The sequence below is a fragment of the Micromonospora antibiotica genome (assembly GCF_017599305.1).
GTDB lineage: Bacteria > Actinomycetota > Actinomycetes > Mycobacteriales > Micromonosporaceae > Micromonospora > Micromonospora antibiotica.
The window spans coordinates 1,026,096-1,052,035 of record NZ_JAGFWR010000001.1 but is presented as its reverse complement, the minus strand read 5'-3'; the positions used below and the strand labels follow the sequence as shown (position 1 = coordinate 1,052,035).

21 protein-coding genes are annotated in these 25,940 nt (G+C 72.8%); 8 read left to right on the top strand and 13 right to left on the bottom strand.

Annotated features, from left to right (window positions below):
- Nucleotides 1-75: 75 nt before the first annotated feature.
- From JQN83_RS04865 to JQN83_RS34050, 8 genes are all read right to left on the bottom strand, one after another.
- The gene (locus tag JQN83_RS04865; protein WP_208565753.1) at nucleotides 76-1,404 is read right to left on the bottom strand and encodes an NADase-type glycan-binding domain-containing protein; all 1,329 of its coding nucleotides are present in this window, start codon (nucleotides 1,402-1,404) and stop codon (nucleotides 76-78) included.
- Between the two features lie 625 nt (nucleotides 1,405-2,029).
- Nucleotides 2,030-2,578 carry a phage tail protein gene (locus JQN83_RS04860; protein ID WP_208565752.1) on the bottom strand — a complete coding sequence of 183 codons (549 nt, stop codon included), beginning with the start codon at nucleotides 2,576-2,578 and terminating at the stop codon, nucleotides 2,030-2,032.
- Nucleotides 2,578-4,518 carry a putative baseplate assembly protein gene (locus JQN83_RS04855; protein ID WP_208565751.1) on the bottom strand — a complete coding sequence of 647 codons (1,941 nt, stop codon included), beginning with the start codon at nucleotides 4,516-4,518 and terminating at the stop codon, nucleotides 2,578-2,580. The genes JQN83_RS04860 and JQN83_RS04855 overlap by 1 nt, the downstream gene beginning before the upstream one ends.
- Nucleotides 4,518-4,946, bottom strand: coding sequence for a GPW/gp25 family protein (locus JQN83_RS04850; RefSeq protein ID WP_208565750.1), 429 nt, complete (start codon nucleotides 4,944-4,946; stop codon nucleotides 4,518-4,520). The genes JQN83_RS04855 and JQN83_RS04850 overlap by 1 nt, the downstream gene beginning before the upstream one ends.
- An 8-nt stretch (nucleotides 4,947-4,954) precedes the next feature.
- Nucleotides 4,955-6,883 (bottom strand): phage baseplate assembly protein V, encoded by a 1,929-nt coding sequence (locus tag JQN83_RS04845; RefSeq protein ID WP_208565749.1) that lies wholly within the window; start codon nucleotides 6,881-6,883, stop codon nucleotides 4,955-4,957.
- A gap of 13 nt (nucleotides 6,884-6,896) precedes the next feature.
- Complete coding sequence (locus JQN83_RS04840; protein WP_208565748.1) at nucleotides 6,897-8,027, bottom strand: phage tail protein; 1,131 nt, start codon at nucleotides 8,025-8,027, stop codon at nucleotides 6,897-6,899.
- A complete protein-coding gene (locus JQN83_RS04835; RefSeq protein WP_088643770.1) occupies nucleotides 8,027-8,512 on the bottom strand; it encodes a phage tail protein in 486 nt (161 codons plus the stop codon). Before JQN83_RS04835 ends, JQN83_RS04840 begins: the two co-directional genes overlap by 1 nt.
- Before the next feature lie 102 nt (nucleotides 8,513-8,614).
- Entirely contained in the window at nucleotides 8,615-9,997 is a 1,383-nt protein-coding gene (locus tag JQN83_RS34050) for an eCIS core domain-containing protein (RefSeq protein ID WP_208565747.1), read from the bottom strand.
- 357 nt (nucleotides 9,998-10,354) lie between these two features.
- Here JQN83_RS34050 and JQN83_RS34045 point away from each other — a divergent pair, with 357 nt between their 5' ends.
- Nucleotides 10,355-10,708 carry a hypothetical protein gene (locus JQN83_RS34045; protein ID WP_208565746.1) on the top strand — a complete coding sequence of 118 codons (354 nt, stop codon included), beginning with the start codon at nucleotides 10,355-10,357 and terminating at the stop codon, nucleotides 10,706-10,708.
- A gap of 1,188 nt (nucleotides 10,709-11,896) precedes the next feature.
- Here JQN83_RS34045 and JQN83_RS04820 read toward each other — a convergent pair.
- The 3 genes from JQN83_RS04820 to JQN83_RS04810 are packed head-to-tail and all read right to left on the bottom strand — an operon-like array spanning nucleotide 11,897 to nucleotide 14,402.
- Complete coding sequence (locus tag JQN83_RS04820) at nucleotides 11,897-12,313, bottom strand: hypothetical protein (protein ID WP_208565745.1); 417 nt, start codon at nucleotides 12,311-12,313, stop codon at nucleotides 11,897-11,899.
- Entirely contained in the window at nucleotides 12,300-12,782 is a 483-nt protein-coding gene (locus JQN83_RS04815; protein ID WP_088643766.1) for a phage tail protein, read from the bottom strand. The genes JQN83_RS04820 and JQN83_RS04815 overlap by 14 nt, the downstream gene beginning before the upstream one ends.
- Before the next feature lie 54 nt (nucleotides 12,783-12,836).
- On the bottom strand, nucleotides 12,837-14,402 hold the full coding sequence (locus tag JQN83_RS04810) for a phage tail sheath family protein (RefSeq protein WP_208565744.1): 1,566 nt from the start codon (nucleotides 14,400-14,402) through the stop codon (nucleotides 12,837-12,839).
- Nucleotides 14,403-14,581: 179 nt separating this feature from the next.
- On the opposite strand from JQN83_RS04810, the gene JQN83_RS04805 reads away from it, so the two are divergent.
- From JQN83_RS04805 to JQN83_RS04790, 4 genes are all read left to right on the top strand, one after another.
- On the top strand, nucleotides 14,582-15,199 hold the full coding sequence (locus JQN83_RS04805) for a Pvc16 family protein (RefSeq protein WP_208565743.1): 618 nt from the start codon (nucleotides 14,582-14,584) through the stop codon (nucleotides 15,197-15,199).
- A 186-nt stretch (nucleotides 15,200-15,385) separates the two neighbouring features.
- Nucleotides 15,386-16,738 (top strand): COG1470 family protein, encoded by a 1,353-nt coding sequence (locus JQN83_RS04800; protein ID WP_208565742.1) that lies wholly within the window; start codon nucleotides 15,386-15,388, stop codon nucleotides 16,736-16,738.
- Nucleotides 16,735-17,469 carry a helix-turn-helix transcriptional regulator gene (locus JQN83_RS04795; RefSeq protein WP_208565741.1) on the top strand — a complete coding sequence of 245 codons (735 nt, stop codon included), beginning with the start codon at nucleotides 16,735-16,737 and terminating at the stop codon, nucleotides 17,467-17,469. The genes JQN83_RS04800 and JQN83_RS04795 overlap by 4 nt, the downstream gene beginning before the upstream one ends.
- Nucleotides 17,470-17,500: 31 nt before the next feature.
- Complete coding sequence (locus tag JQN83_RS04790) at nucleotides 17,501-17,893, top strand: PAAR domain-containing protein (protein WP_208565740.1); 393 nt, start codon at nucleotides 17,501-17,503, stop codon at nucleotides 17,891-17,893.
- A 108-nt stretch (nucleotides 17,894-18,001) separates the two neighbouring features.
- Here JQN83_RS04790 and JQN83_RS04785 read toward each other — a convergent pair whose 3' ends face one another.
- Nucleotides 18,002-19,693: a choice-of-anchor D domain-containing protein gene (locus JQN83_RS04785; protein ID WP_208565739.1), complete on the bottom strand. Its 1,692-nt coding sequence runs from the start codon at nucleotides 19,691-19,693 to the stop codon at nucleotides 18,002-18,004.
- A 112-nt stretch (nucleotides 19,694-19,805) separates the two neighbouring features.
- A complete protein-coding gene (locus JQN83_RS04780; protein WP_208565738.1) occupies nucleotides 19,806-21,053 on the bottom strand; it encodes a hypothetical protein in 1,248 nt (415 codons plus the stop codon).
- 564 nt (nucleotides 21,054-21,617) lie between these two features.
- On the opposite strand from JQN83_RS04780, the gene amrS reads away from it, so the two are divergent.
- Genes amrS through JQN83_RS04765 form a run of 3 tightly spaced genes read left to right on the top strand, consistent with a single transcriptional unit; the run spans nucleotide 21,618 to nucleotide 25,895 of the window.
- The gene (gene amrS / locus JQN83_RS04775; protein WP_208565737.1) at nucleotides 21,618-23,072 is read left to right on the top strand and encodes an AmmeMemoRadiSam system radical SAM enzyme; all 1,455 of its coding nucleotides are present in this window, start codon (nucleotides 21,618-21,620) and stop codon (nucleotides 23,070-23,072) included.
- Nucleotides 23,065-24,570 (top strand): radical SAM/SPASM domain-containing protein, encoded by a 1,506-nt coding sequence (locus tag JQN83_RS04770; protein ID WP_208565736.1) that lies wholly within the window; start codon nucleotides 23,065-23,067, stop codon nucleotides 24,568-24,570. The genes amrS and JQN83_RS04770 overlap by 8 nt, the downstream gene beginning before the upstream one ends.
- A 20-nt stretch (nucleotides 24,571-24,590) precedes the next feature.
- Nucleotides 24,591-25,895, top strand: a complete 1,305-nt coding sequence (locus JQN83_RS04765) for a coproporphyrinogen-III oxidase family protein (RefSeq protein WP_208565735.1) — start codon at nucleotides 24,591-24,593, stop codon at nucleotides 25,893-25,895.
- The last annotated feature ends 45 nt before the right edge of the window (nucleotides 25,896-25,940 follow it).

Here is a 25,940-nt window from a genome sequence, read left to right as displayed (position 1 = left end):
TGGCCGACGGTGGTGGTGGTTGTCAGGTGCCGCTCCCCGGGGCCGCGCCCCGGCGTCACCCGCTGCCCGGCACGCTCACTCCCGGGCGAAGAACTCGAATTCGCTGACCGTCACGTCGGTGCCCTTCTCGGCCCGGTGCACGTCGGTGACCTGGATCTGCACGCTGGTGACCCCGTCGGCCCCGTCGAGGGTCAGCGTCTGCGGTTCCCCGGTGTCCTCGATGGCCAGGGTGTCCGACCGGTTGGTGGAATAGACCAGGTGCAGGGTCTTCGGCCGGTGCGACGCGGTGTAGTCCTCGGCCGTGCCGGCGGTCACGATGAGCCGCTGGAGGTCAACCTCGGCCGCGAAGCGCAGGGTGACCGTCGGCGGCTTCTCGGCGTCCCAGCGCACCTGCCAGTGCGTGTTGCGGTACTGGTCGACGCTGAGCGCCGGCCCGTGGTCCCGTACCGACGCGCCGCCGGTCACCTCGACCGGCCGGACGGCCACGAACCGTGGGTTGATCTTCCGGTCGGCCCAGTCCCGCGCCCCGGTCACCGGCCCGGAGACCGCACCGTTGATCCGTTCCCGCAGCGGCGGATAGATCAGGTAGGCCACCCCGATCGCGAAGAGCAGCACCGCGGCGACCGCGTTCGACCGCTGGTAGATGGAGTGCAGCACGCCGCCGACCCCACCCGCCCCGCCACCGCCGGGGGTGCCGGGGCGGGCCCCGGCGGCGGTGACCCGGGGGCCCCGTCGCGGCAGCAGGCGCTGCCACCAGCGGCGGCGGGCCACCTCGGCGGTACGCAGCGAGTCCCCGCACCGGCTACAGAACCGGCGGGTCGGCACGTTGCCCTCACCGCACTCGCCGCAGACCAGGTCACCGGGTTGCAGGCGTCGGGTGGGCGGCTGGTGGCCGACGGTCGCCGCCCGGGGGCGTACCGCCTGCGGACTGACCTCCCCGGGTCCGGTCGTCGCCGCGGCGGTGGTCGCCCGCCGCGCGCCGACCCGCCCGCCGGTGGTGGTCGACCCGGGCGGCGCGGGGTCGGCCGGGTCCTCGGCCGCGACCAGGGCACTGGTGTGCGGCGCGGCGCGCGGGTCACGGCGGGCCGGGGCGGTCGGCAAGCGGGCACCCGCCACCCCGGGTGGCGGTGGCGGCAGCCGACGCGGCGGCACCGCGACCTGCGTCGCGGTGGTGTCCGGGGTGCCGTCCTGCGCCGACGACGCGTCGGTGGACGCCGCGCCGGTGCCGGCCGACCCGTCGACCGCCGGCGGGGCGGGCGGACCACCGGGTAGTCCCGCCGGGCCGGACGTCGGCGGACCGGGGCGGGCCGCCCGGTCCGGCAGCCGGGCCGCCGGCACGCCCGGCGGTGGCGGTGGCAGCCGGCGCGGCGGCACCGTCACCGCCGCCGGCCCGTCGCCCGCCACGACCTGCGCGGCCGACCCGCCGGCACCACCCGGCGGCAGGCCCCCCGGCGGGCGTGACCCCGCGGGTACGGGCCGCGCCCCGGGAGCGCCGGCTCCCGGCGGGGCGGAGCGCACGCCCGGCGGACCCGACCCCGGCGGACCCGGCCGCGACCCGGGCGGACCCGACCCGGGCGGACCCGACCCGGGCGGACCGGAGCGGCCCCCCGGCGGTGTCGTCCCCGGCGGACCGGGACGCACCCCGGGCGGACTCAGGCCGGGTGGCCCGGGACGCACCCCGGGCGGTGTCGTCCCCGGCGGACCGGGACGCACCCCGGGCGGACCCGCACCAGGCGGCCCCGGACGCACCCCGGGCGGGCCGGGACGCAGACCCGGCGGGCCACCGGCCGACCCCCGGCCCGTCCCGTCACCGACCCGCACCACACCCTCGTCGACCGGGGAGCCACCCGGGGCCGGAGCGATCACCCCGGCGATGCGCTGCAACAGCGTGGGCTTCTGCCGGAACTCCTGCTCGGCCTCCCGTACCGTCTCGACCGGGATCTTCGGCGCGGTCTTCTCGCCGGTCCACTCCAGGAAGCTGCCGCAGGAACCACAGAAGGTGTCCGCGTCACCGTTGTGGTTCCCGCACTCACGACAGATGATCACGGTCGAGCACCTCCAGGGTCGTCGTCACGTGCGCCGGTACGACCGCGCGGCACAACTCGTCGAGGGCGTGCCCGGCGACCCTCCCGGGCTCGGCCACCCACACCCGTACGTGCACCCGGGCCGGCGGCAGCGCGGCCGGCGACGGCTCCGGCCGGGTCGACCAGGACACCCCGGTCGAGTCGAGGACCTCCACCTCACCCCCGGTGGCCAACTCCAGGGCCATCTGCAACCCGGCGACCGTCCCCCGCAGCCGGTGCGCGGCGACCGCGCCGGCCACCATCGCGCGTTGCCGCTCCACCGGCCAGTTCTCGTCGAGGTGGGCACCCACCCAGGCACCGAGCCAGAGCAGGAAATCCGGCGGGGCCAACCACGGGTCCAGGTACGCGTCGAGACAGTCCAGCGTGGACACCACCGGTGCGAGCACCTGGTCCAGCCCCTCGGTCCAGCGCACCAGCAGGTCGTCCTCCTGCAACAGGGCGGGCAGGAAACCGGCGATCGGGTACGGCATCGCCACGTCGACCGGGCCGCGCATCAGTGCTCCTCCACCCGGAGCTGGTGGTCGAAGGAGAAGACCAGGCTGTCCGGTTCCAGGTCGATCCGGCCGGCCTCGGTGCCCCGCTCACCGGTCACCGGGTTGGCGGTGAACAGCCGCAGGTCCTCCACCAGCTCCACCCCGCGTACCCGCTGCAGCACGGCGAAGAGTTCACCGGCCTGCACCGGACGCCCGAACGGCCAGCCCCGACCGTCCGGGCCACCGCCGGCCAGCGGGCTGAGGAAGCCGTACAGGGCGGCCAGGCCCTCCTCCCGGACCCGCTCGACGACGACCCGGGGCCGGGCGACGACCCGGGCCACCACGGTCACCCCCCGGTAGCGGGGTGGCTCGACGACCACCCGGGTGCCGATCAGCCGCGTCTCGTCCAACCGGCCGGCCACCCGGGCGAGGCTCGACTCGGCCGGGATCAGGTCCTCCAGCCGCAGCCGCCCCTCCTCGGCGGGGGCTGCCGGCACCACCAGCAGCCGCGCCACCGGCGGCCCGTCCCCGTTGCTCGGCACGCAGCGGACCCGGGCCAACTCCGGGGCGGCCTCCCGGGCCAGCACCTCGTGGTCCTCGGCGGTCACCGCGCGACTGCGGCTGCGCAGGGTCAACGGGCCCCGGCGACGCGCCTCGTCCAGGGTCTCGCCGTCCACCCCGCCGCTGGCCGGGTGCCGGTTCTCCACCCCCGCCACGTACGGGATCGAGGCACGTAGCGCGGTGATCGCGCCGACGCCGACGTTGCCCCGGCTGCCGCCGCCGACCGCGTACCGGCGCAGCCGCAGCCGACCGCCCCGGGGTGGCACCGCGCCGTACCGGCGCAACGTGCCGTCGGGTTGCCGGACGGCCGGGCCGAACACCACCTCACCGGCCACCCCGTCGAGCAGGAAGTGCCGGTCCCCGGGGCCGCTACCGGCGAAGTGCTCGACCGGCGACCACCGCTGCCAGCCGTCGTCGGAACTGACCTCCAGCACCGGGTCGCCGAAGCCGGCCAGCACCGGCCGGCGGGTCAGCGTGAACCGCTGGCCGGGCACCCCCTCGGAGTCGCCGAGTTCCTCGTCGTCCACCAGGTCGGCGTGCACCGCCTCGGTGGTGCCACCGACGGTGTTCGCGGCCAGCCCGAGGACCACCGGGGAGGCGCTGTAGCCGGGCTGCCCCTCCTGCGGGGTGACCACCCGGGCCCGCAGCCAGCCGGCCAGCACCCCGTCGACCAGGCTGGCCTGGTGCCCGTCGGGCACGTGCAGCAGGATCGCGCCGGGCCGGTTCAGCGCACCGGTCTCGTCCAACCCGACCTCACAGTCGAGCCAACCGTCGGCACCGCGCGCCTCCCAGCGCAGCGGCGGGTGCAGCGGGTTGACCCCGACACCGTCGACCCGGCCCTCGAACTCCAGCCGCACCGCGCAGCCGCCCACCGGCCGGTCCAGCCCGATCAGCAGTTCGTCGCCGGGCTGCGGCACCGGGGAGAACGCCACCACCGGCCCACCCAGTTCCAGGGCGCCGGTCTGGTCGGTCACCCCGTCGGCGGTCCGGACCCGCAGCTGGGTCAGCACGCACGGCGGCACGGCGAGGTCGGCGAGGGTGGCGAAGACCAGCGGGTCCCCGCCGTCGGCGACGGTCACCGCCCGGGTCCCCGCCGGGACGAGCTGGGTGGCGCGGGCCGGCGTGGACAACCAGAACGTCAGGGTGGTCCGGGCGGCCGTGGGCGGCACCAGACGTACCCCGATCAGCTCCAGGAACTTCACGTAGAGCCGGTCGGGCACCCGGTTGAGCCGGTAGATGAGCTGGTCGGTCAGGGAGGCGAACGTCTCGATCAGGGTGATCCCCGGATCGGCGGGGTGCAGGTCCGTCCACTCCGGGCAGCGGTCGGCGATCAACCGGCGGGCGTCACCGACCAGGTCGTCGAAGCCCCGGTCGTCGAGGTCGGGGGCGGGCAGTGCCATCAGCCGAGCACCCCCGACCCGGTCAGTTCCCGGTCCCCGGGCAGGGTCTGCAGGTTGAGCCCGAGGGTGCCGGGCTCGTCGGTGTCGCGTACCCGGTAACGGACCTCGATGTGCAGCAGCCCGTCACCACCGGCCGGGTCCTCGGTGACGGTGACGTCGTCGATCTCGACCCGGGTCTCCCAGCGTTCCAACGCGGCGCGCACCTCCACCGCCACCGCCCGCCGGGTCTGCCCGGTGACCGGCTCGAAGACGAAGTCCCGCAGCCGGGAGCCGAACTCCGGGCGCATCGGACGCTCACCCGGGTAGGTCGCCAGGATCACGCACATCGCCTGCTCCACCAGGGCGGTCCCACTGATCATGGCGAGTCGGCCGTTGGGCTGGACCCGCAGCGGAAAGGCACACCCGGTGCCGATGACGTCGGCCTGCATGGCACTCCTCAGTTGAGCTGGATGGGTTTGCCCTTGATGGCGGTCGACGCGGTGCCGCTGATGTTGACCTGCGTGCCGCTGATGTCGACCGTCTTGCCCTTGAGCTTCAGGCTGGTGCCGCCGTCGAGGGTGAGGCTGCCGCCCGGCCCCGCCTTGATCTCCACGGCGGTCTGCCCGGTACACTCGATGACCAGCTTGCCGGGTTTGTCGGGGGCGCAGCGCAGGGTCACCGTGCCGGCCACCTGGTCCATCGCCAGCGACAGCTTGTCGCCCTTGGTGCCGAGCACCACGTCGGCGGCGGTCGGCTGACCCTTGCCGCCGGGCGGCACCTCGTCGTGGAAAACCAACCGGCTGCCGGCGGGTGACAGCAGGCCGCGCCGGATCACCGAACTGGTCTGCCCCACCGACTTCACCCCGGTCGCCCCGGGCTTCGTCGACGACGACTGGCCGCCGTCGAGGCCGTACCCGGTGTGCCGGCTGGGCAGGCTGCCGAGCACGTACGGGCGGCGTACGTCGCCGAACTCGAACGCGACGAGCACCTGGTCACCCGGCTCCGGCACGAAGAACGCGCCCCCGGTCGGGCCGGCGAAGAGCTGCCCCACCGGCGCCCAGTCGGTCTCGTGGTCCGGCGACAGCCACGGCAGCGCCAGGGTGACCCGGCCCAGGTTCTGCGGGTCCTTGACGTTGCTGACCACCCCGCAGACCACCCCGTCGATCCGGGCCGGATCACCGCCGACGCCGGTCCCGCCGACGTTCGTCAGCCCGAGCAGCGAACGGTCCTCGGCACCGCCGACGGTGAACTCGGTGCGGTAGCCCTCCCCGGTCTCGTCGAAGACGTGCCGGGCGGCGCTGAGCGTCCAGGTGCCGGCGAAGGGTGCGGGCACCCCGTCGACCTTGACGGCCTTGCCGGCGACCAACCGGGCGTCGCCCAGCGCCTCCCCCTCCGCCTCGGCGAACCCGCCACCGACGCTGGCGGCGAGCCCCTTCGCGACCTGGGTGACCGCGCCGTCGGCCCGACCGGGCACGGGCAGCCCCCGGCCGACCAGGACGTGCGCGCGGGGTCCGGGGGCCGGCCCGACGTCACCGACCGCGCTGTTGCCGGCCCGTGGCGGTGCCGCCGCGCCCCGGGGGACGAAGGTGTCGGCGGCGGCGGTCGGCGTCCGGCCGGCCAGGCTCACCCCGTCGGCGGTCGTCGCGGTACGGCTCGCCACCACCGTCGCGGCGACCGGGTCCCAGGCGCGCACCTCGACCTCGGGGGCGAGGTTGCCGGCGCTGACCCGGGGCAGAAAGCGGCGCAGGTTGCCCCGGAAGGTCAACGGCACCGGGCTGCCGGCCCGGCGGGCGGTGGCCGCCCGGCGGAAGTGGAACCGGTCCCCGTCCGCGCCGATCTCGTAGCCGATCTCCCGGGCGCGGGCGCTGAGGAACTCCCAGTCGGTCTGGGCGACCTGGGAGAGGTGGGCCAACCGGCCGGTGGTGGCGTCGATCGTGCCGACCGACAGTTTCGCGGCGGTCGCCACCTGCCGGGCGACGTCGGCATCCGACTGGTTGAGGAAGGTACGCGTCCGCCGTACCCGGTGCAGCCGGTGGTCGTGGGTGTAACCGCGTACCACCACGTGGGCGCTGACGTCCACGAAGTGCCCCTCCACGGCGGTCACCTCGCCGCTGATCAACCGGTGCTCGGCCGAGCCGTCCCCGGTCGGGCCGAAGACCTGCACGGCGGTGCCCAGCTCCAACCCGGCCGTACGCAGCACACTGCCGTCCAGGTCGGCGAAGGTCAGCTCGAACATGTCCGGCAGGGCAGCCTGGGTGTCCACCACCACCCGTACCAGCTGGTCGGCGGCGGCCGTCGGCAGCGCCCGGCCGGCGGTGCCGACGGTGACCCGGGGGCGCAGGGTCGCCGTACCCCAGAGCAGGCCGTGCCGGTCGATCGCGGTCATCGTCTCGCCCCCACTACCGCCGCGCCCCGACGGACGCGCCCCTGGCCTGCGCCCGCATCGGGTCGTCGAGCCCGCTGGCCAGCGCCCGCTGCCGCCACTGCGCCGGGTCGGTCCGCACCGACCGGGTCGGCACCGGGCCACCCCGCTTGGGGAAGATCTCCCCTTCGATCACGATCAGGTCCAGGGTGGCCTGCGCCCGCACCGGCTGCCCCTCACCGTCGAACCGGGTCAGGTTGACGTTGAGGGTGCTCAGGTTGACGGCCATCGACAGCTTTCCCCAGGTGAACGTCAACCGGGGCAGCTCGATGCTGGACGCGGTGCGGCTCTGCTCGTCGACGCTCGGCGGGCCGGAGAAGGCGATCAGCTTCTGCACGTCCTGGGCCACCCCGGCACCGACCAGCAGCACCTCGCCGGCCATCACCCGCAATGCGGTGTCGGAGGTCAGCTCCACGCCCCGGCCCCGACCGACGAGCTGACTGGCCCGGGAGGAACGGGTGATGCCCATCTTGGCCGGGTTGTAGGAGAACGTGACCCGGCCGAGCGACGGGGACGACAGGGTGGCCGTCTCCGCCTTGGCCTGCAGGTCGGGGAAGAACCCCTCGTGCACCAGCTCCAGCCGTTCCACCGCGACCTGGTTGCTGTCCGAGGAGAGGTCCGGGCCGGTCCACGACGACGGCCGTACGCCGTAGAGCAGCCAACTGTTGACCGGTTCGCCGTCGGCGTCGAGCAGGGTGATCCGGGCGGTGGTCCGGGTGTCGTCGCCGGTGCCGTCCTGCCACGAGCGCAGCACCCCGACCAGCCACTGTTGCAGTTGCGCGGAACTCTCCCGGTGCACCGCCCGTTCCAGCACGACCGGGGCGTAGCTGACCTCGCCGGGCAGGTGGTACTGGCCGACGTAGTCCCCGGTCACCCGGACCACCTCGGGCCGGAAGTCGGCCCGCAGCCCCCGGCAGGACCGCCACAGCCCGATCGGGACGTCCCCGATGGTCACCTGGAAACGCATCGCCAGGCCGAGCTTGAGGGTCCGCTTGACCCCCGGCCCGTCGCGGAACATCTGCAGCAGGCCACCGGAGGCGAGCCCCTGCGCGGTCTGGCTCGGGTCGCCCAGCATCCCGCCGAGCTGACCTGCGGAGATGGCGGCCATCAGAGCGAGAACTTCACGTCGTCGTGCAGGAAACCGGTGTGCGCCAGTTCCAGCGTCTCGACCGCCACCCCGCTGTGGCTCGGGTCCAGTTCCGACACCGACCAGCCGACCGGGAAGAAGTGCTTCAGGTCCCAGCCGACGATCTTCAGGCCGACGCTGTCGACGAGTTGGATCGTGCCGCTGAGCGGGCGGTACCGGTTGGCCTGCTGGCAGAGCCACTCCTGGACGACCTGCGAGTCGAAGCACACCGCCCGGCTGAGCCGGATCCGGCTGTAGGTCGGCTCCCCCACGTACGTGAAGACGTCGTTGCTGTCCCCGGCCCGGTACTCGCAGACCTGCCAGGTCACCCCCAGCCCGGAGACCCGGGACCAGGAGCCGAGGTTGTACCGCTCGTCGTCGATGACCACGAGGTACCGGTGGTTGACGCCGGTGACCTCGAAGAAGCCGCCCATCAAGCGGGCCGCGGTGGAAAGACCGCCTGCCATCGTTTCGCCCTCCTCGTCGCCTCGTCCTGGACCCGCGTCCGTGCGGTCCTGCCACCTGCCGTGCGTCCTGCCGCCTGCCGTGCCTCGTGTCACCTGGCGTGCTCAGCGGAACTGGGTCAGCCGCCCGCTGCGCTCCCGGTCGACCAGCAGCTCCTGCCGGAGCCGCCCGCGTAACCGCCCGTACAGGCGGCCGGCCAGTTCCTCCAGGTCGTCGGGGTTCTCCAGGTCGACCGGCCGGCCCGGCGACCGGTCCGGCACCCGGTCGGCCTCCTGGTCCAGCCGGGCGGCAGTGACCCGCCCCCGGTCGGCCACCGTGCGCAGCTCGGCCCGGAGCCGCTCCACCGCGTCGCGTACCTCGGCGATCCGGCCCGCGCTGCGGTCGATCGCGGGCGTCGCGGTCGCGGCGGCCACCTCGGCCCGCAGGGCGTCCGACGGCGGCCCGGCCGGCGGATCGGCGGCCTGGTCCTGCTGCTGGTCGAGTTCGCCCCGCACCAACGCCCGCAGGTCGTCGAGGGTGGCCGCCGGGGTGTCCATCGACGCCCGCTGGAGCGGGTGGGCCGCAGCCGGCGGGCCGGTCGGCGCAGCCGACGGGCCGGTCAGTGCCGCCGGGGGCACGCCTCCCGCACCGGGCTTCGCCTGCCAGGTCAGCCCACCGCCGGGGGTGATCCCCCAGGTGCCGGCGGCACCCGCAGGCGTCGACGCGGCACCCGCACCGGTCAGCAGCGCGGCAGGTGGCAGCGGACCTCCGACGCCCGGCCCGCCGCCGTCGCCGAAGGCGTGCTCGGCGGCGAGCGCACGCGCCTCCAGATCCCGGCCGGTGCCTGTCGACTCGGCCGGCGGTGTCGCCCCGAACGCCCGCTGCTGCACCACGTGGGCCAGCTCGTGGGCGAGCAGCGCGCGGGCGGGCGGCGCGTCCAGCGGCCCGGCCGAGGCCGGCAACAGCACTTCACCACCCCGGGTCGCGGCCCGCGCCCCAGCCTGCTGCACCACCTCCGTGGCCGCCGCGCCCCGCCACACCGGCACCGCCGCGACGTCCACGCCGTACCGCTGCCGGAAGCCGTCCACCAGGGCGGCCGGCACCCGCTCCGGCAGCTCCGGGTCGCCCACCGCGGTGGGCGGCGGACCCGCGCGGTGCGCCAGCGACCCGGGCCCCTGCCCGGTGCTCGGTGCCGGGCCCGGCCGGTCGGCCGCCGCCGTCGGCACGGCCGTGACGACCCCGATGGGGTACGCCGGGACCTGCGCGTCCACGGCTGGTACGACCGTCGGCCGGTCGACCCGCTCGGCCGACGGTGCGGGTGGGTGCGGGACGACCGACGGCACCGTTTCCGCCTGTCCCGGGCCGGCCGGCGGTCCCTGCCCGGCCCCGCCGTGCTCCCGGTCCACACCCGACGGAGGGCCGGCCGGCGTGGACTGCTCCGGACGCCGGGTGAGGAAGAAGGACGACGGCGGGGACACCGGCTCGGGGCGGTGGGTGTCGCGCCCCACCGGTGGGGCGGGCCGATAGTCCCCGGTGTCGTGCGCTGCCGCCGGACCCTGCCGGTCGTCCGCGATGTCGGGCCCCGCCGGTCCTGGCCGTCCCTCCGATGCCGGCCGCTCCGCAAGGTCCGCGAGTGTCCGACGCCCGGACGCCGACCACTGGTCAGGGTCCGTGAGTGGCCGACTCCCGGACGCCGACCACTGGTCAGCGTCCGCGAGAGTCCGGCTCCCGGACGCCGACCGCCCGGCGGGGTCCGCGACCGGCAGGTTCTCGGACCCCGGTCGTCCGGCCGGCTCCGTGCCCCGGGTCGGTGCCGTGGCACCTGCGACCGGCGAGGTCACGCCGTCCGGTGTTCCGCCGGGCGGGTGCGCCAGCGGTGCGGCTTCCGATCCGACCACGGCACCTGCCTCGTCGAGGGTCCCGCCCCGGTGGTCCGCCGGCCCGGTAGCCTGCGCCGGATACTCCGGCCGGTCCTGCCCGACGCCCGCCGGCCGGTCCTGCCCGACGCCCGCCGGCCGGTCCTGCCCGACGTCCGGCGAGCCGTCCCGCCTACGGTCGGCGGGAGCGTCGCGGCCACCGCCGGTGGCATCGTCCGGGCCGACCCGGCGGCCCGGGTCGGGCTGGTCCCGGGTGGCGGGCCCGCCTTCCTGGGTGGCGGGCCCGGCGAGCCGCCCCGGGGCGGCGGTGGGCGGGGCGGTAGTGCCACCCGAATCGGCTGATCCCTGTTCCGCCGGGGAGGCCGGCTCCTGGCCCGGTCGCGCGGTCGTCGGTCGGGCGGTGCGGCCCCGGCGTCCGGCGAAGGCCACCTCGACCGGGCGCACCTCACCGGCCGACGGCGGGGTCCCCTCCGGGTCGCTCCGACCGTCGTGTCCGGGGGCGGTGGTGGCCGCGCCTAGGCCGGTGTCCGGCTGCGCCGGCCGGGCGCGCCCGCTGCCGCCCGATGCCCGGGACTCCTCGGCGGCCCTGGTGGCCTCCGCCGCCAGGTAGGCGACCTCGAATCCCGGTGGCGGCCAGACCTGCGCGGTGGGCAGACCGGCGGCGGCGAACTGCGCTGCCGTCCGGGCGGCTGCGGCATCCACGCCAGCCTCGTCGGATCGCCCGGCGGACGTTGGTCCCTGCGGATTCTCCGGCCCAGCCGGCGGACCCGGTGCCGGGAAGGCGCCCTCTCCGCCGGGCCTGCCCGCCGTCCCGCTCGGGCCATGCCCCACCGTCGAGCCCTCGTCTACGGCCGGACCACCGGCCACGTTCCATCCCACGTCCGGCGACGAAAAGCTGTCTCCCGCCGGACCCGGAATCGCCCCCGGCACCACCGCCGGCCCACGGTCGAGGGCCGAACCGTGGCCGGAAGTCACACCACGGCCGGGGGCCGAACCGTGATCGGGAGCCAGACCACGGTCGAGGGCCGAACCGTGATCGGGAGCCAGACCACGGTCGAGGGCCGAACCGTGATCGGGAGTCAGAGCACGGTCGAGGGCGGGACCGTGGCTGCCCCACCGGGTCGGAGCGGTCGGCGGGCGGTGGGCCGCACCGGTGTCGTACCGGATCGGGGTCGGGTCGGTGACCGCAGCCGGCCCGACGGACCGCGCGGAGACCACCGGGACCGGGCCGGGGAACGGGCGGCGAGCGGAGGTCGGGGGCCACGACGGGTCGTCCGTGGCGGTCCCCGGTTGCGGGATGGTCACCATCGCCGCGGCGGGTGCCACGGTCAGCAAAGGCAGGCTTGGCAGGACCGGGTACCGGTCGGTGGGCACCGGCGACGCGAGCGGCACCGACGACGTGACCGGAACAGGTGCCCCGACCGTCCGGCGACGACGTGGCCAGAACGGCTGTCCGGGCCGTAACGACCAGGCCATGCCCACCTCCTTCAGATTCCGGTACGGGTGTGCTGCGTCGGGCTGCCGGGTGGGTCAGGAGTCGCCCGGTCGGCCGCCGGCCAGGTCCACCGCGAAGCGCCCCCCGCAGCTGGGGCAGGCCACTTCGGCCCCGGTGTGCCCCTGCTGGTTGACCCGCCGGTAGAGGTCCTGGAGGAAGGCCAGGTCGGAGGCGAAGAGGTGCTCGATCACGTCGACGTCGACGGCCTGCACCCCGCCGATGCGGGTGACGGTCCGGGCGAGCAGCAGCACGGTGAGGAACGCCGGATTGTGGCGTACCCGGGGGTCGCCCTGGGGGGTGATCTCGTCGCGGGCGGTGGCCAGCCGCATGGTGCCCTCGCGGTGCACCCCGCCGCGGTCGTCGACCAGCCCGCGTGGCAGCACGAACGGGTACTCGGTCCGCAGGCCCGCCGCCGGTCCGGCGGCGGGCTCGGCGAGGCTAGATGCGCGCATTGAAGTCGAACAGGTCGTCGCACATCAGCGTGACCGTCTGGTAGACGATGTCGGTGGCTCCGGCCTTGACCCCGCTGACCTCCACCCGCGACGGCCAGGCGTTGGTCATCATGTACGTCAGCCGGGCGTCGCCGTTGAGGTCGTCACCGGGGCCGTAGAGCTTCAACGCGCAGTCCCGGTAGGCGTCGTACATCATGTTGCGCACCTTCTGGTGCCAGAGCCACAGGTCGCCGTTGAGGTCGAGGCCCCGCTTGAGGGTGACCGTCGGCGGCTTGGTCCGACCGAAGTGCCGGGAGAAGATCGGCCCGGTCGTGCCGGCGGCCATGTACTCCGCGTTCTCCACCTCGCTGCTGATCCCGACCAGTTCGGCGAAGTTGATCGCCGACATGCCCGGCACCTCCAGCCGGAAGACGGCGGCACTGATGATCTGGGTGTTCTGCTTCGGGTCCTGGGTGCCCTGACCGGCCATGCTCAGTTCTCCTGGTCTCGTCGTCGCTCAGGTCGGGTGCTCGCCGCGGGCCGGTCAGTCGCCAGAGCCCTGGGAGAGCTGGGAGAGGCGGAACACCACGAACTCGGCCGGCTTGACCGGGGCGATGCCGATGTCGACGGTGAGGATGCCGGCGTCGAGGTTCTCCGGCGGGTTGTTCTCGGCGTCGCACTTGACGAAGAACGCCTCGGACCAGGTGTCGCCCATCAGCGCGCCACTGCGCCAGACCCGGCGCAGGAACATCGTGATGACCCGGCGTACCGCGTCCCAGAGGCGGGGGTCGTTGGGTTCGAAGACCACCCAGTTGGTGCCGAGCAGGATCGACTTCTCGATCCAGTTGAACAGCCGCCGGACGTTGAGGTAACGCCACTCGGCGTCGCTGGACAGGGTCCGTGCGCCCCAGATCCGGATGCCCTGCCCAGGGAAGGCCCGGATGCAGTTGACCCCGATCGGGTTGAGCTGGTCGTGTTCCCCCTTGGTCAGCCCGCTCTCCAGGGCGAGCGCGCCCCGGATGATCTCGTTGGCGGGTGCCTTGTGGACGCCCCGGGTGTCGTCGTTGCGAGCCCACACCCCGGCGACGTGCCCGCTCGGCGGCATGAAGACCGCCCGGCCCTGCGCCGGGTCCATCACCTTGACCCAGGGCCAGTAGAGGGTCGCGTACTTGGAGTCGTAGCCGGCGACGTCCATCCGCCATTCCTTGAGGCGCTGCGGGTGCAGGCCGGGCGGCGGGTCGAGGATGGCCACCCGGTCACCCATCAGCTCGCAGTGCGCGATCATCGCCAACTGGACGGCCTTGAACGCCTCGTCGTCGATGGCCCCCTGCTGGTGGGCGGCGGCCAGGTCGGGCACGCAGAGCATGGTGATGTCCTCGATCGCCTCCAGCCCGGCGAAGCCGGTCCGGTCGCTGACGTCGCCGACGTAGTCCTCGGCGCGTACCCGCAGGTCACCGGTGCCGGTAGTGGTGGCCGGCAGCGCGGGCGCGGCGAGGGTGACCTCGGCGCCGCGTCGGGGCGGGGCGAGGGTGGCGCCCTTCGCCTCCTCGATCTGGATCAGCTTGGACTGCTGGCGGACGGCGGTGACGACGTTGCCCGCACCGCGCTTGGTGGTCAGGTTGTCCAGCGTCTCGACCGGCTTGCCGGCCTGCTTGACGACGAGCTTGAACGCGTCGTCGCCGCCCTCGGAGGCGTCGGCGACCTCGACCGAGAGGTCCTGCCCGGCCGGGCCGGGCAGCGCGGCCCGCACGGTGAAGGAGAGCCGCCCGTTGTCGCCGGCCGCCGGTACGGCCGCAGCCGGGTACGACTCACCGGCGGCTTCGGCGGCGGCGGAGTCCGCGCCGGCACCACCACCCACCCGGACCACGTACGCGGAGCCGCCGCCGTTGAGGAAGTAGCCGTAGACCGACAGCGGCAGGAAACTGCCCGCCACGAAGCCCCCGAAGGTGCGGGTGTACTGCGTCCAGTTCGTGATCAGTGTGGGCTCGTCGACCGGCCCCTTCTCGGCGAAGCCGACGAACGCGGCGACGGCCGTCCCGACCGCTTCGATCGGCCTCGACCCGGAGGAAACCTCCTCCACGTAGACGCCCGGCGACAGATACGTCGGCATCGAACCTCCTGTACGACGGTGTGATGGGGCCGAGCTTGCCAACGCCGGCCGGCCGCGAGGGCTGCCCGCCGGACCGCCGCCGGGGTAGGCAGTTCTGCCCCCAAGGGCAACCGATCCGCCCCGACGGCCTGCCCGGCCGCCGGGCGCGGTGCCGTCCGGGCAGCGGGCAGGGTGGGCGGATGATCTGGGATGTCGACCTGTCGGTCCGGGCCTGGCTGGGCCACTACCTGCCGTCGGACGTGCCGGTCGTCTTCGACCCGCCGGACCGGTGTGCGCAGCGCGGCGAGGGTGACCTGGTCTCGGCCTTCCTGCTGGACGTCGAGGAGGACTCGGCGGGCGTCTCGGCGACCTGGGACGAGTTGCGCGACGCCAACGGTCAGCTGGTGGGGCGTCGCCCACCGGGCCGCCGGTACCGGTTCAGCTACCTGTTGACCGCCTGGGCCACCGACACCGAGCGGGAGCACCGGCTGCTGGGTGAACTGCTGGTCGGCTGTGCGAGCTGCACCGCCCTGCCGGCCCGGTTCCTGACCGGTGCGGTGGCCCGGGCGAACCAGCCGGTGGTGGTGCGCTCCGCGCCCCGGCGCGAGGGGGACACCGGTTCCGCCTGGGTGGCGCACGGCGGGACCGCCCGGACCGGGTTGCACCTGCAACTGCTCGTGCCGTTCGTGCCCGAGCCGCAGACCGACCTGGCACCGCCGCCGCGTGAGGTCAGCGTCAACAGTGGCGGTGGCCGCCCCGGCGGTCCGGGTGGCCCGCCGGGGCCCCGGCCCAGGGGTGGGATCAGCGAGCCCCGCTGACGCCCCGCCGTCTTCCCGGTCGCCCGGCCCGCCCTGCCGGTCCCCGGCCACCCGGGCGAGGGCTGTCCCGCCGGGTCGCCGGTTGCCCGATCAGGCTTTCCGTTGCCCGTTCAGGTAGCCACGGCTGCCCCTTGGTGTTCCTCGTTCGTGGTTCTGCCGGCCCATCCGCGCGGCGAGACTGCCCGCATGAGTGTCGCTGTGGGACTTGTCGAGACCGACCTCACCGTCGCCGCGGGCGGCACGGTCGGCTGCACCGTCCGGGTGCGTAACACCGCCGCCGTCGTCGACCGGTTCACCCTGGACGTGGTCGGCGACGCCGCACCGTGGGCCGAGGTCGAGCCGGCGACGATGAACCTGCTGCCCGGCACCGAGCAGGAGGCCCGGGTGACGTTCACGCCGCCGCGTGCGGCGACCGTGCCGGCCGGCAGCGTCGCCTTCGGGGTACGGGTCCGGGGGCGGGAGAATCCCGAGGGTTCGGTGGTCGAGGAGGGCACCGTCACCGTGCAGCCCTTCGTGGAGCTGGCGGCGGAGCTGGTGCCCCGCACCTCCCAGGCGCGTCGCGCCGCCCGGCACCAGCTGGTGATCGACAACACCGGCAACGTCGAGACCACGGTCGAGGTGCTGCCGGCCGATCCGGACCGCCTGCTGACCTTCCGGGTGCTGCCGGTCGCGCCGGTGCTGCGTCCGGGCACGGCCACGTTCGTGAAGCTGCGGGTACGCCCCCGGAAGCGGTTCCTGCTGGGCCCGGACCGCAACCTGCCGTTCCAGGTGGCGGTGACCCGTCCCGACGCCGAGCCGATCACCAGCGACGGACTGCTGGTGCAGCGGTCCGTCCTGCCGGCCTGGTCGCCCCGGGTGGTGCTGGTGGCCGCCGCGGTGGCGGTCGCCCTGGTCGGGCTCTGGTTCGCGGTGCTCAAACCCACCGTGCAGTCCACCGCGAAGGAGGCCGCCAAGGTGGAGACCAAGGAGTTGTCCCAGGAGGTGGCCGAGGTGAAGACCCAGGCCAGCGAGGCGGCGGAGACCGCCGAGAAGGCCGAGAAGGTGGCCATCGTCGCGGCCGGCGCCAGCCCGAAACCGAGCGCGGCCCCGAGCCCGACGACCGAGACCGGGAAGGGCAACGGCAACGGGCCGGGTGCCCAGGGCGGGACGCTGGACAACGCCGACCCGGAGACCGCCGCCGACTTCCGGGTGGCGACCAGCGCTTCACCGACCACCGCCAACGAGTTCACCCTCTCCACCTACCGGCCGGCCGACAAGAAGGTGCTCTGGGTGACCGACATCGTGTTGCAGAATCCGCACGGCGACGCCGGGCTGCTCCAGGTGCGGCGGGGCGACACCGTGCTGCTGGAGACCGGCCTGAACAACTTCCGCGACCTGGACTACCACTTCGTCCAGCCGTTGCGGTTCTCCGCCGGTCAGCCGGTGACCGTCGCGGTGAAGTGCGCGAACCCGGGCACCACGGCGTGCACCCCGGCCGCGTACTTCGCCGGTCAGCTCGTGCCGGTCGCGCCCACCCCGAGCCCCTCCCCCAGCCGATGAGCGACCCGCACCCCGCCGTCGGGCAGGTCCCCGGTCCGGACACCACCGATCCGGCCGCCAGCGCCCACCGGGCGGGCACCGTCCCGGGCCCGGCACCGATCCGTACGGCGGTCCGTTCCCGCGACCCGATCTCCCAGGCCGGTGTCATGGCCCAGCTCGGCACTGCGGCGACCGACGACCCGGTCGGCGCGCGACCGGTGGTGCTGGCCGAACCCGACGACACCCCGGACATCCTGGTGATCGTCGCCGACACGGTGGACGGGTGGCTGCTGGCCCAGCTCGACGCGTTGACCGGCCGGCCGGCTCCCCGACCGGTGCTGGTGGTCGGGCAGCTCGACGACACCGCCGGGTTGCAGGCGATCGAGGCGGGTGGTCTCAGTCTGGTACGCCGTTCGGAGAGCACCGCCACCCTGCTGCGCGACGTGGTCCGGGCTGCCGCCCGGGGCGAGGCGAGGCTCCCCACCGACCTGCTCAGCTCGCTGCTGACCCGGGTCGGTCGGGCCCAGCGGCAGGTGCTCGCCCCCCGGGGGCTGACCATCCTGCCGCTGTCACCGCGCCAGCTCGCGGTGCTCCGGATGATCGCCGCCGGGGCGGACATCGCGACGATCGCCCGGGAGCTGTCCTACTCGGAACGCAGCATCAAGAACATCGTGCACGAGATCACCACCCAGCTCGGTGTCCGCAACCGCACCCAGGCGGTCGCGCACGCCATCCGCGAGGGGCTGATCTGACCGGTTCCGCTGCCCAAGGGAGGGTTCCATCGTGGGCGTACCTGCCGCGAAGCTCGGTGACAAGGTGGTCGGCACCGACACGCACATCATCATGGTGCCCTCGCCGACCGGGCCGGTGCCGACACCCACCCCGATGCCCTTCGCCGGGACCATCGCCAACGGGTGCAGCACCGATGTGCTGATCGAGGGCAAGCCGGCCGCCGTGGTCGGCAGCGTCGCGGTGAACTCCCCGCCGCACCTGCCGACCGGGGGGCCGTTCCAGACGCCACCGAACAACCAGGGCACGATCATCGCCGGCAGCGCCCTGGTGCTGATCAACGGTAAGCCGGCGGCCCGGCACGGCGACAAGGTCAACACCTGCAACGACCCCGCTCCCCTGCCGGCCGGCAGCATCATCGCCACCGGTCAGGTGCTGGTCGGCTGACCGGGGTACGGGCCCTGGGCGATCCCGCCGGGGGTGGCTCGGCGGTGGCCCGGGTCCCGGGCGCCCCGGCCGTGGCCCGGGACCGGTGCGCCCCGACGGGTGGGCCGGTCAGCGACGGCGGGTGAAGGGGCCCGGCTGGGCGGTCGCCGACTGCACCAGGAACGTTCCGCTGGTCACCTGGCCGACCGCCGGCACCGAGGCGAGCGCGGCCCGGGGACCGGCGATCCCCTCCTCGAAGACCACCATCGGCACCGCGAACCGGCCGGACGCGTCGGCGACCACCGGCACCGCGCCGGTGCCGTCGACCCAGGTGACCAGCACCTCGGCCCCCGCCGGAAAGCCCTGGCCGAGCGCGGTGACCACCTGGCCGGGACGACCGACGCCGGGGTTGAACTGCAACGTCGGGCTGCGACCCGAGACGCTCAGCGCCAGCGACTGGGCGGCGACCCCGCCGGTGTCGGTGGCGCTGGCGAGGCTGAGCACCGACGTCGCGGGCCCGATCGCCCGGGGGGTGGCGGTGAGGGCCACCGTGCAGGACCGGGCGACGGCCAGGGTTCCGCCGCAGGTCGAGGCGGTGACCGCGAACACCGCCGGGGGCGGCTGTTCGGCGAGGGCGGCGGCCACGGTCAGCGGGTAGTCGCCGCTGTTGGTGAGGGTCACCGTCCGGGTCGCCGAGGGCACGCCGAGGGGGGCCTCCCCGAGGTCGAGCGCGGCGGCGTCGGAGTGGAGCACCGGTACGTCCGGTGCCGCCCCGCTGACGTTCACCACCAGGCGTTCCGGTTCGCCCTGCACGATGCCGTCCACGGAGACTTCCAGGTGGCAGGCGTACTCCCCGTTGCGGGCGGCGGCATCGACCGCGACGGAGACGGTGAGGTCGACGGTGCCGCCACTGTCGACGGTCTGCTCGGCCGGGGTGACCGAGGCCGAGAGCTGCGGGTCGCAGTCGGTGGTCCGGGCGCTGACGGTGGCCTGGATGGCGCGGATGCCGGCCAGGATGGCGTTGGAGACCTCGGCCGGGCCGGCGGCGTCGAGCAGCACGCCCCCGGTCTGCCGGGTGATCTCGGTGAACTGTCCGGACTCGTCGAGGGAGTAGCTGCCCGGGTTGCCGACGTCCACGGCCACCACCCGCACGCCCCGGGTGGTCAACGCCTGGATCGTCCCGGCGAGGTCGTGGCCGACGCTCGGGTCGTGCGACGGCGCGTCCCCGAAGATCACCACGATCGGGCTGCTCTCGGTCCGCAGGCCGACCGCTCCGGTGGCGACGGCGTACAGGGCGTTCAGGCCGGCCTCCGGGCCGTCGCCGCCGCCGGCGGCGGTCCAGACGTTCACCGCGTCCTGCACCTCGGACGGCACGGCGGTCAGGTCCCGGTTGAGCCGGAAGACGAACTCGTCGCCCTCGTCCCGGAATTCGGCGACCGCGAAGCGGGCGTCGGGTTGGACGGCGCTGATGTCGCCGATGATCCGTTTCGCGTTGACCCGGACGTCGTTCAGCGCCGCCTGCATACTGCCGGTCGTGTCGGCGAGCAGCACCACGTCGGGGCGGGGCGGGATGGTCGCGGTGGTCACCGTGCGGGTGACCACCGCCGAGCCACCGGGGGTCAGCCCGAGGGTCGTCCCGGCCGGCTCGCCGACCAGCGGGGCGGCGCCGTCGCTCACGCTGATCCGCAGCGCCGGGCCACCGGCCGGTCGCGGTGCCGCGAAGAACTCGGCGTACGCCGCCGGCGGCGCCCCGGCCACCAGGAGTGCCACCACAGCGAGCGCCGACGTGGCGCGCAGGGACCGGGACGCTGATGCAGCCATGGGGGCCAGTGAACGCGGCCCGCCCGGGTCGGCCGCAACCCCACGGGAAGCCCTCCGGGCAGTCCCGCCTGCCCCTTCGGGCACCATCCCACCACCGCCGGCGGTCGTCACCCTACTGCGGCCGGGCCGACAGCACCCGGACGTCGAGCCCACCGGAGCAGCGCCGGACCACCGCCGCCACGCTCTGCTCGTGGCTGGTCCGCACCGGGTCGACAGTGAAGTACGCCTTGCGGCCCCGGCCGTGGCGTACCACGTAGCTCTCGGCCGTGCCACCGGCCCACGGGTCCCCGAACGTCTTGAGCACGTTGTAGATCGGGGTGTCCATGTCGCTCTCGTCGGTGTAGAACATCACCAGGTCCTTGAACTGCACGTAGTGCGCGTACGCCCCCTCGTCGGTGAGGGTGGCGATGATCCCGGTGTTGTGCGCGTTCAGCGCCGAGTCGATCGTGACCGTGATGAAGACGTACTGCGGGAAGACGTGGATGGTCATCCGGTCGTCCCGGTACATCCGGGGCATCCGTTCCATCGCCGAGCCGATCATGGTGGCGAGTTCATCCACGTCCACCCCCCACAGGCCGACGAGGGCCTGCGTCTGCGCCCAGGAGTAGAGGCCGGCCAGGTTGGAGTTGGCCTCCGGGTTCAGGGTGAAGGCCACCCCGATCTTGAACTCGCCGTGCTGCCACTGCGGCGCGTCCTCCCCCTGCACCAGCGGCTCCGCGAACCGGACCGACTTCTCCGGGCCGGGGGCCACCACCAGGTCGTCGTCGGACGCGATGTGCCCGAACGCCCGGTCGTACCCGGAGTAGTCGTAGCTGGCCTCCTCCTCGTCCTCGCTCTCCTGCTCGCTCTCCTCCTCCTTGCCCCTGTCCCCGTAGCCGTGTGCCTCCGCCGCTAGGGTCTGGCAGGAGGTGACGAAGGCGGGCATCACCTCCGGGACGGACAGCGCCATGACGGCGGCCTGCTGCACCTCCTCCCGCCAGAGCGCGAAGAGCTGGGCGTCGTCGCGCAACTGCTCGGCCAGGGCGGCGAAGTCGTCGTCGTCGCGGAGTTCGACCGGCACGTCCGGGTTGCGGCGGGCGGTCTCCGTCAGTGCCGTGGTCATCGCCCAGTCGTCCCACGGCCGGGGAAGCTGGCGCTCGAACGTGTCCAGCGTCGCCTGCACGTCATCGCCGTGCCGGTAGGTGACTAGCAGGTACTCCAGGCTGCGGATCAGGTCGTGGCGGTCCGGATGCATCTGCGCGATCCACCGGCCGAACATCCGGGTGCCGTAGTCGCCGTCGAGGACGGTGGCGAACTCGACGGACTCGAAGTAGTCCGGGCTCTGCGTGGCATCGTCCCAGTAGTTCTCGCGCCAGGTCATGACCGCTCTTTTCACGTCGGCGACAGTCAACCCGGCCACCCTGCCCCGGGCACCCGCCCGCGGGGTACGCGACCGCCGGCCGCCTTAGGGGCAGTTCCTCCTGCCCCTGCGGGCACGCGGGCCAACGGATGACCCCGACGCCGCCGCCGGGACGCGGCAGCGGCGGCCGGACGCGCGGCACCGCGGCCACGAAGTGGACGGCGGCGGCGGTCGTCACCCGTCCCACGCCGAGAGCCGGAAGATCAGTTATCCGTTGCCCCAAGAACAACTCCACCGACGCAACGGATAACTGATCTTCCGCTGCGCATCAGGCACGCCCCATCCCTTCCGGCCAAGACCACTTCACGTCACCGTCCTATGCCGAAAGTATTGACGCCAACACATGTCAAGACATACCGTTCGTTCGGGGGTCGTCACCGTAAGCGATACAATGATCACAGATCTTGGCGCGCGACAGCCTGACACCTTCCCGGCACGGGTCACCCCGCCCGCGCCCTCGGCACCTGCGCACATTCACCGCAGTTCACGCTGAATTCCCGCCATCCCGCCACGGAAGGACGCACCGTGCCAAAGGATCAGCAACAATGGAGCTGGCAGCAGGACACCCATCCCGCCGTTCTCTACAGTTCCCGCCCGGACGGAACGGTCCAGTGCCACCTCTCCCCCCGAAACTGCGTCATCCGCCCAGGAGCGGTCGGGTTCTGCCGGGTACGCGCCAACCGCGGCGGTGAACTGGTGACGCTCAACTACGGCAAGTCGGTCGCCATGACCGAGGAGACGATCGAAACCGAGGCCGTCTACCACTACGCCCCCGGCGCCCGCATCCTTTCGATGGGAAACATCGGCTGCATGATGAACTGCGACTACTGCCACAACTGGCAGACCTCGCAGGCGCGGTTCGTAGAGGACCAGTCGGTGCATTACTACACCCCGGAACAGGTCGTGCAGAGCGCCCTCGAAAGAGGGATCCAGGTCATCTCCTGGACCTACAACGACCCGGTCGTCTGGCACGAATTCGTCCTGGACACCGCCCGGCTCGCCCGCGAGCACGGCCTGGTCAACCTTTTCAAGTCGGCGTTCTACATCTCGCTCGAAGGGGCCAAGGAACTCTGCGAGGTCATCGACATCTTCAGCATCTCGCTCAAGTCGATGGACCCCACGTTCTACAAGCGGGTGACCAAGGGCCAGCTGCAGCCCGTCCTGGACGCCACGGCCTACGTGTTCGACCGGGGCAAGCACGTCGAGGTTTCCAGCCTGCTGGTCACCGACGCCAACGACACCGAGGGCGACGCGCGGAAACTGTCCCGCTGGGTGCTCGACCGGCTCGGCCCCGACGTGCCCGTGCACTTCGTCCGCTTCCACCCCGACTACAAGTACACCCACGTCGACCGGACCCCGGTCGAGCGGCTGGAACGGGCCCGGGAGATCGCGCTGGAGGAGGGGGTCCGCTACTGCTACCTCGGCAACGTCTACGACAACGAGGCGACGAACTCCTACTGCCCGCACTGCGGTCTGCTGGTGGTCGAGCGGTACGGGCTGATCGCGTCCCCCGTCGGGCTCACCGGGGAGGCCCACTGCCAGGGGTGCGCCAAGCCCCTGCCGTTCCGGCTGCTGGCGGCACCGGACAACACCGCGCTCGACATTCTCGACGTCGACGCCGCCGACCTGCACCACATCGAGCACGAGTGGCGCGGCGACGTCAAGGCCGTACACGTGGAGTTGTCCAGTGAGGCGTCCGCGGCGCACGAGGTGACCGTCCGCGTGCTGGGCGGGGCCTCCCACGGCCGCGAGGTCAAGCGGGTGCCCATCCTGCCCGGTTCCCAGTACCGCTTCATCGCGTGCAAGTCCGCCTCGGACGACCGCGGCGTCAGCGTGCAGTTGCCCCCCGGCGTCCACGCCAACCTCTACGAGGTGTACGACCGGGCGCACTTCCCCATCAGCACAGTCCTGGAGATCCAACACTCCAGCGACGCCGTCCCCGAGGCCGCGATCCGACTCCAGGAGACCCGCCGTGCGTAGCGGCACCGACTACTTCGTCGTGCACCTCGACGAGCAGGAGTCCGCGGTGCTGGTCACCGGCAACCACCGCATCGCCCGAATGCCACGGGAGGTGGGTGAGCGCCTGGAACAGGGGATCGAGCACCTACGTGCCGAGGAACACTCGGCCTGGGAGGCTTTCACGCTGACCCCGGACGCCGACAGCAACGCCGAGACGCTGCGCGCCAGCTCGCTGGCCGACGGTGCGGACTTCGCGGTCAACGTGAACCTGACCAACATCTGCAACCTGGCCTGCACGTACTGCTTCGCCGAGGGCGGCGACTACGGCCGGATGAAGGAAGCCATGGGCGAACACTCCGTGGCGTGGATCTTCCGCTTCATCGACGAGAACGTGGCACCCGGCCAGCGGGTGCGCTTCGAGTTCTTCGGCGGCGAGCCGCTGGCCAACTTCGCCCTGATCAGCAAGATCTGCGAGCGGGCCGAGCGGGTGGCCGACGAGCGGGGGGTGACGTTCGTCCACCGCATCTCCACCAACCTCACGCTGATGCCCACCGGCGTCATCGACCTGTTCCGCCGGCACCGGTTCATCGTCTCCGTCTCCCTCGACGGGCCCCGGGAGGTGCAGGACCGCAACCGTCCATCCAAGAACGGCAGCGGCTCGTACGACCGGATCATGCGCAACCTGTGGACGCTACGCAGGGAAGCGGGCGACAACGTCATCCTCGTGGCCCGGATGACCATCGCGACGGAGACGCCGACCCTGCTCGACAGCGTGCGCGAGCTGTGGGAACTCAACCTGTTCGACTTCTTCCAGATCTACCCCGGCGTCTATCCGGTCGACCAGCAGGGGCGCAGCGTCGCCCTCACCCTGACCCTGGGCGACAAGGTGCTCAGCAGTCCACGCCAGGTCACCTACGTCAACCACTTCCTGCGGCCCGGCATGATCGAGCAGTTCCGCGACTTCCTGCACGCCTACCCGTCGTTCTTCACGCCCGACAACCGCTTCGCCGGGGTGCTCGAGTACGAACGCACCGCCCAGATGATGATCGAGGGTCTCACCGCGTTGTCGTTCTGTTCCGGCGGGCGGACCTACTACACCCATTCGCCGGACGGCACCATCAGTCCCTGCCACCGTCTCGTCGGCGACGAGGCGTTCGACGTGGGGACCGGCGAGGACGGGCTCACCGTGCCGCACCCGGAATGGCGTCGCACCGTCGACGAGCATCCCGTCTGCGGCCAGTGCTGGGCGCGCTACCTGTGTGGTGGCGGCTGCCGCCAGGAGAACTTCGTCGCGAGCGGGGACCTCAACGTGCTCAACGAGGAGTCCTGCCGGTACCAGCTGATGCTCGCCGAGGAGATGGTCCGGCTGGTGGGCCGGTCCGGCTCGGACTACCGGGACCGGCGGCGCGAGGTCTTCGACGACCTCTTCGTGTCGTGCGGCAGGCCGGTGGTCCCGAACGGTCGGGTCAACAATGCGCTGCCCGACGTAGCCACGCAACCGTTCACGCCGATTCACTGAGCGAAGCGGAGGAATCGCAGATGTATCAGCCCGAGGGCCAGATCATCCGCCGCAACATCCACACCTACCCCTTCAAGTACCGCTACGTGGACTACGACGACTACTTCCGGCGGCAGAGCGCGGTGCTCTATCTGCACGTGCCGTTCTGCATCAAGAAGTGCGGGTTCTGCGACTACACCGTCTATGTCAACAAGAACGAGTCACACTTCGCGCGGTACGTCGACGCGCTGGAGAAGGAAATCCGCAACTTCGCCACCAACCGCACCTTTCCCGGATTCTCGATCGACGCCGTTTACTTCGGCGGTGGGACGCCCGGAATCCTGACCGGTGAGCAACTGGTCCGTCTGCTCGACGCGTGCCGGGAAACGTTCGAATTCAACGACGGCTGTGAGATCGCCCTGGAATTCGACCCGTCGACCGTCGACCCGCACAAGGTCGAGACACTGGTGGCCGGCGGATTCAACCGGGTGAACGTGGGGGTGCAGGCGTTCGACGACCGGCTCCTGGAGATCTGCAACCGCTCGCACGACGTGGCGACCGCCGAGAACGCGTACCGCATGGTGGTCGACGGTGGGTTCCGGCACACCAACATCGACCTGATCTTCCCGCTGCCGGACCAGTCCCTCGACGACTGGAAGCGCAGCGTGGACCGGGCCATCGAGCTGGAACCGGCCTGCATCACGGCGTACGGCCTGGAGATCTGGCCCAAGACGGCCTTCCACACCCTGATCGGCTCGGGCAAGATGCAGCTGCCGTCGCCGGCCGAGGAAGCCATGATGTACGAGTACGCCATCGACGCGTTGGAGGCCGCCGGGTTCCGTCGGCGCAGCTCCACCGGGTACTTCCACCCGGACCGGTGCCCCGACCTGTCCCGCTTCCTGGAATATTACTGGCGCACCTGGCCGATGATCGGTTTCGGGGTGTCGTCAAAGAGCGTGATCCATGACCGCCTCTACGTCAACGTCCAGCCCCTGAAGCGGTACTACGAGATGGTGGACGAGGGCAGGATTCCCATTGACTTCGCCACGGTGCTGACCAAGGAGCAGGAGATGCGGCGGGTCATGATCCGTGGCCTGAAGATGTGTGAGGTATCCCAGACGGAGTTCCTGCAGCGCTTCGGCGTACCGATGGAGTCGGTTTTCGGCAGCGAGCTCCAGGAGCTGGTGGACAAGGACTGGCTACGCCTGGAGGGCGACCGATACGAGCTGACCAGGGCAGGTCAACTGTATTCGACCAACGTCTATGAGATGTTCTACACCCGGGAGGACCTGAGCCCGGCGGACGGCGACGAGGTCAGATTCGGGATATCTGAGCTTATGGAATAGCCCATACCTGGTAGTGTCCCGCAGTGTCGTAACGCGCGCACTGAC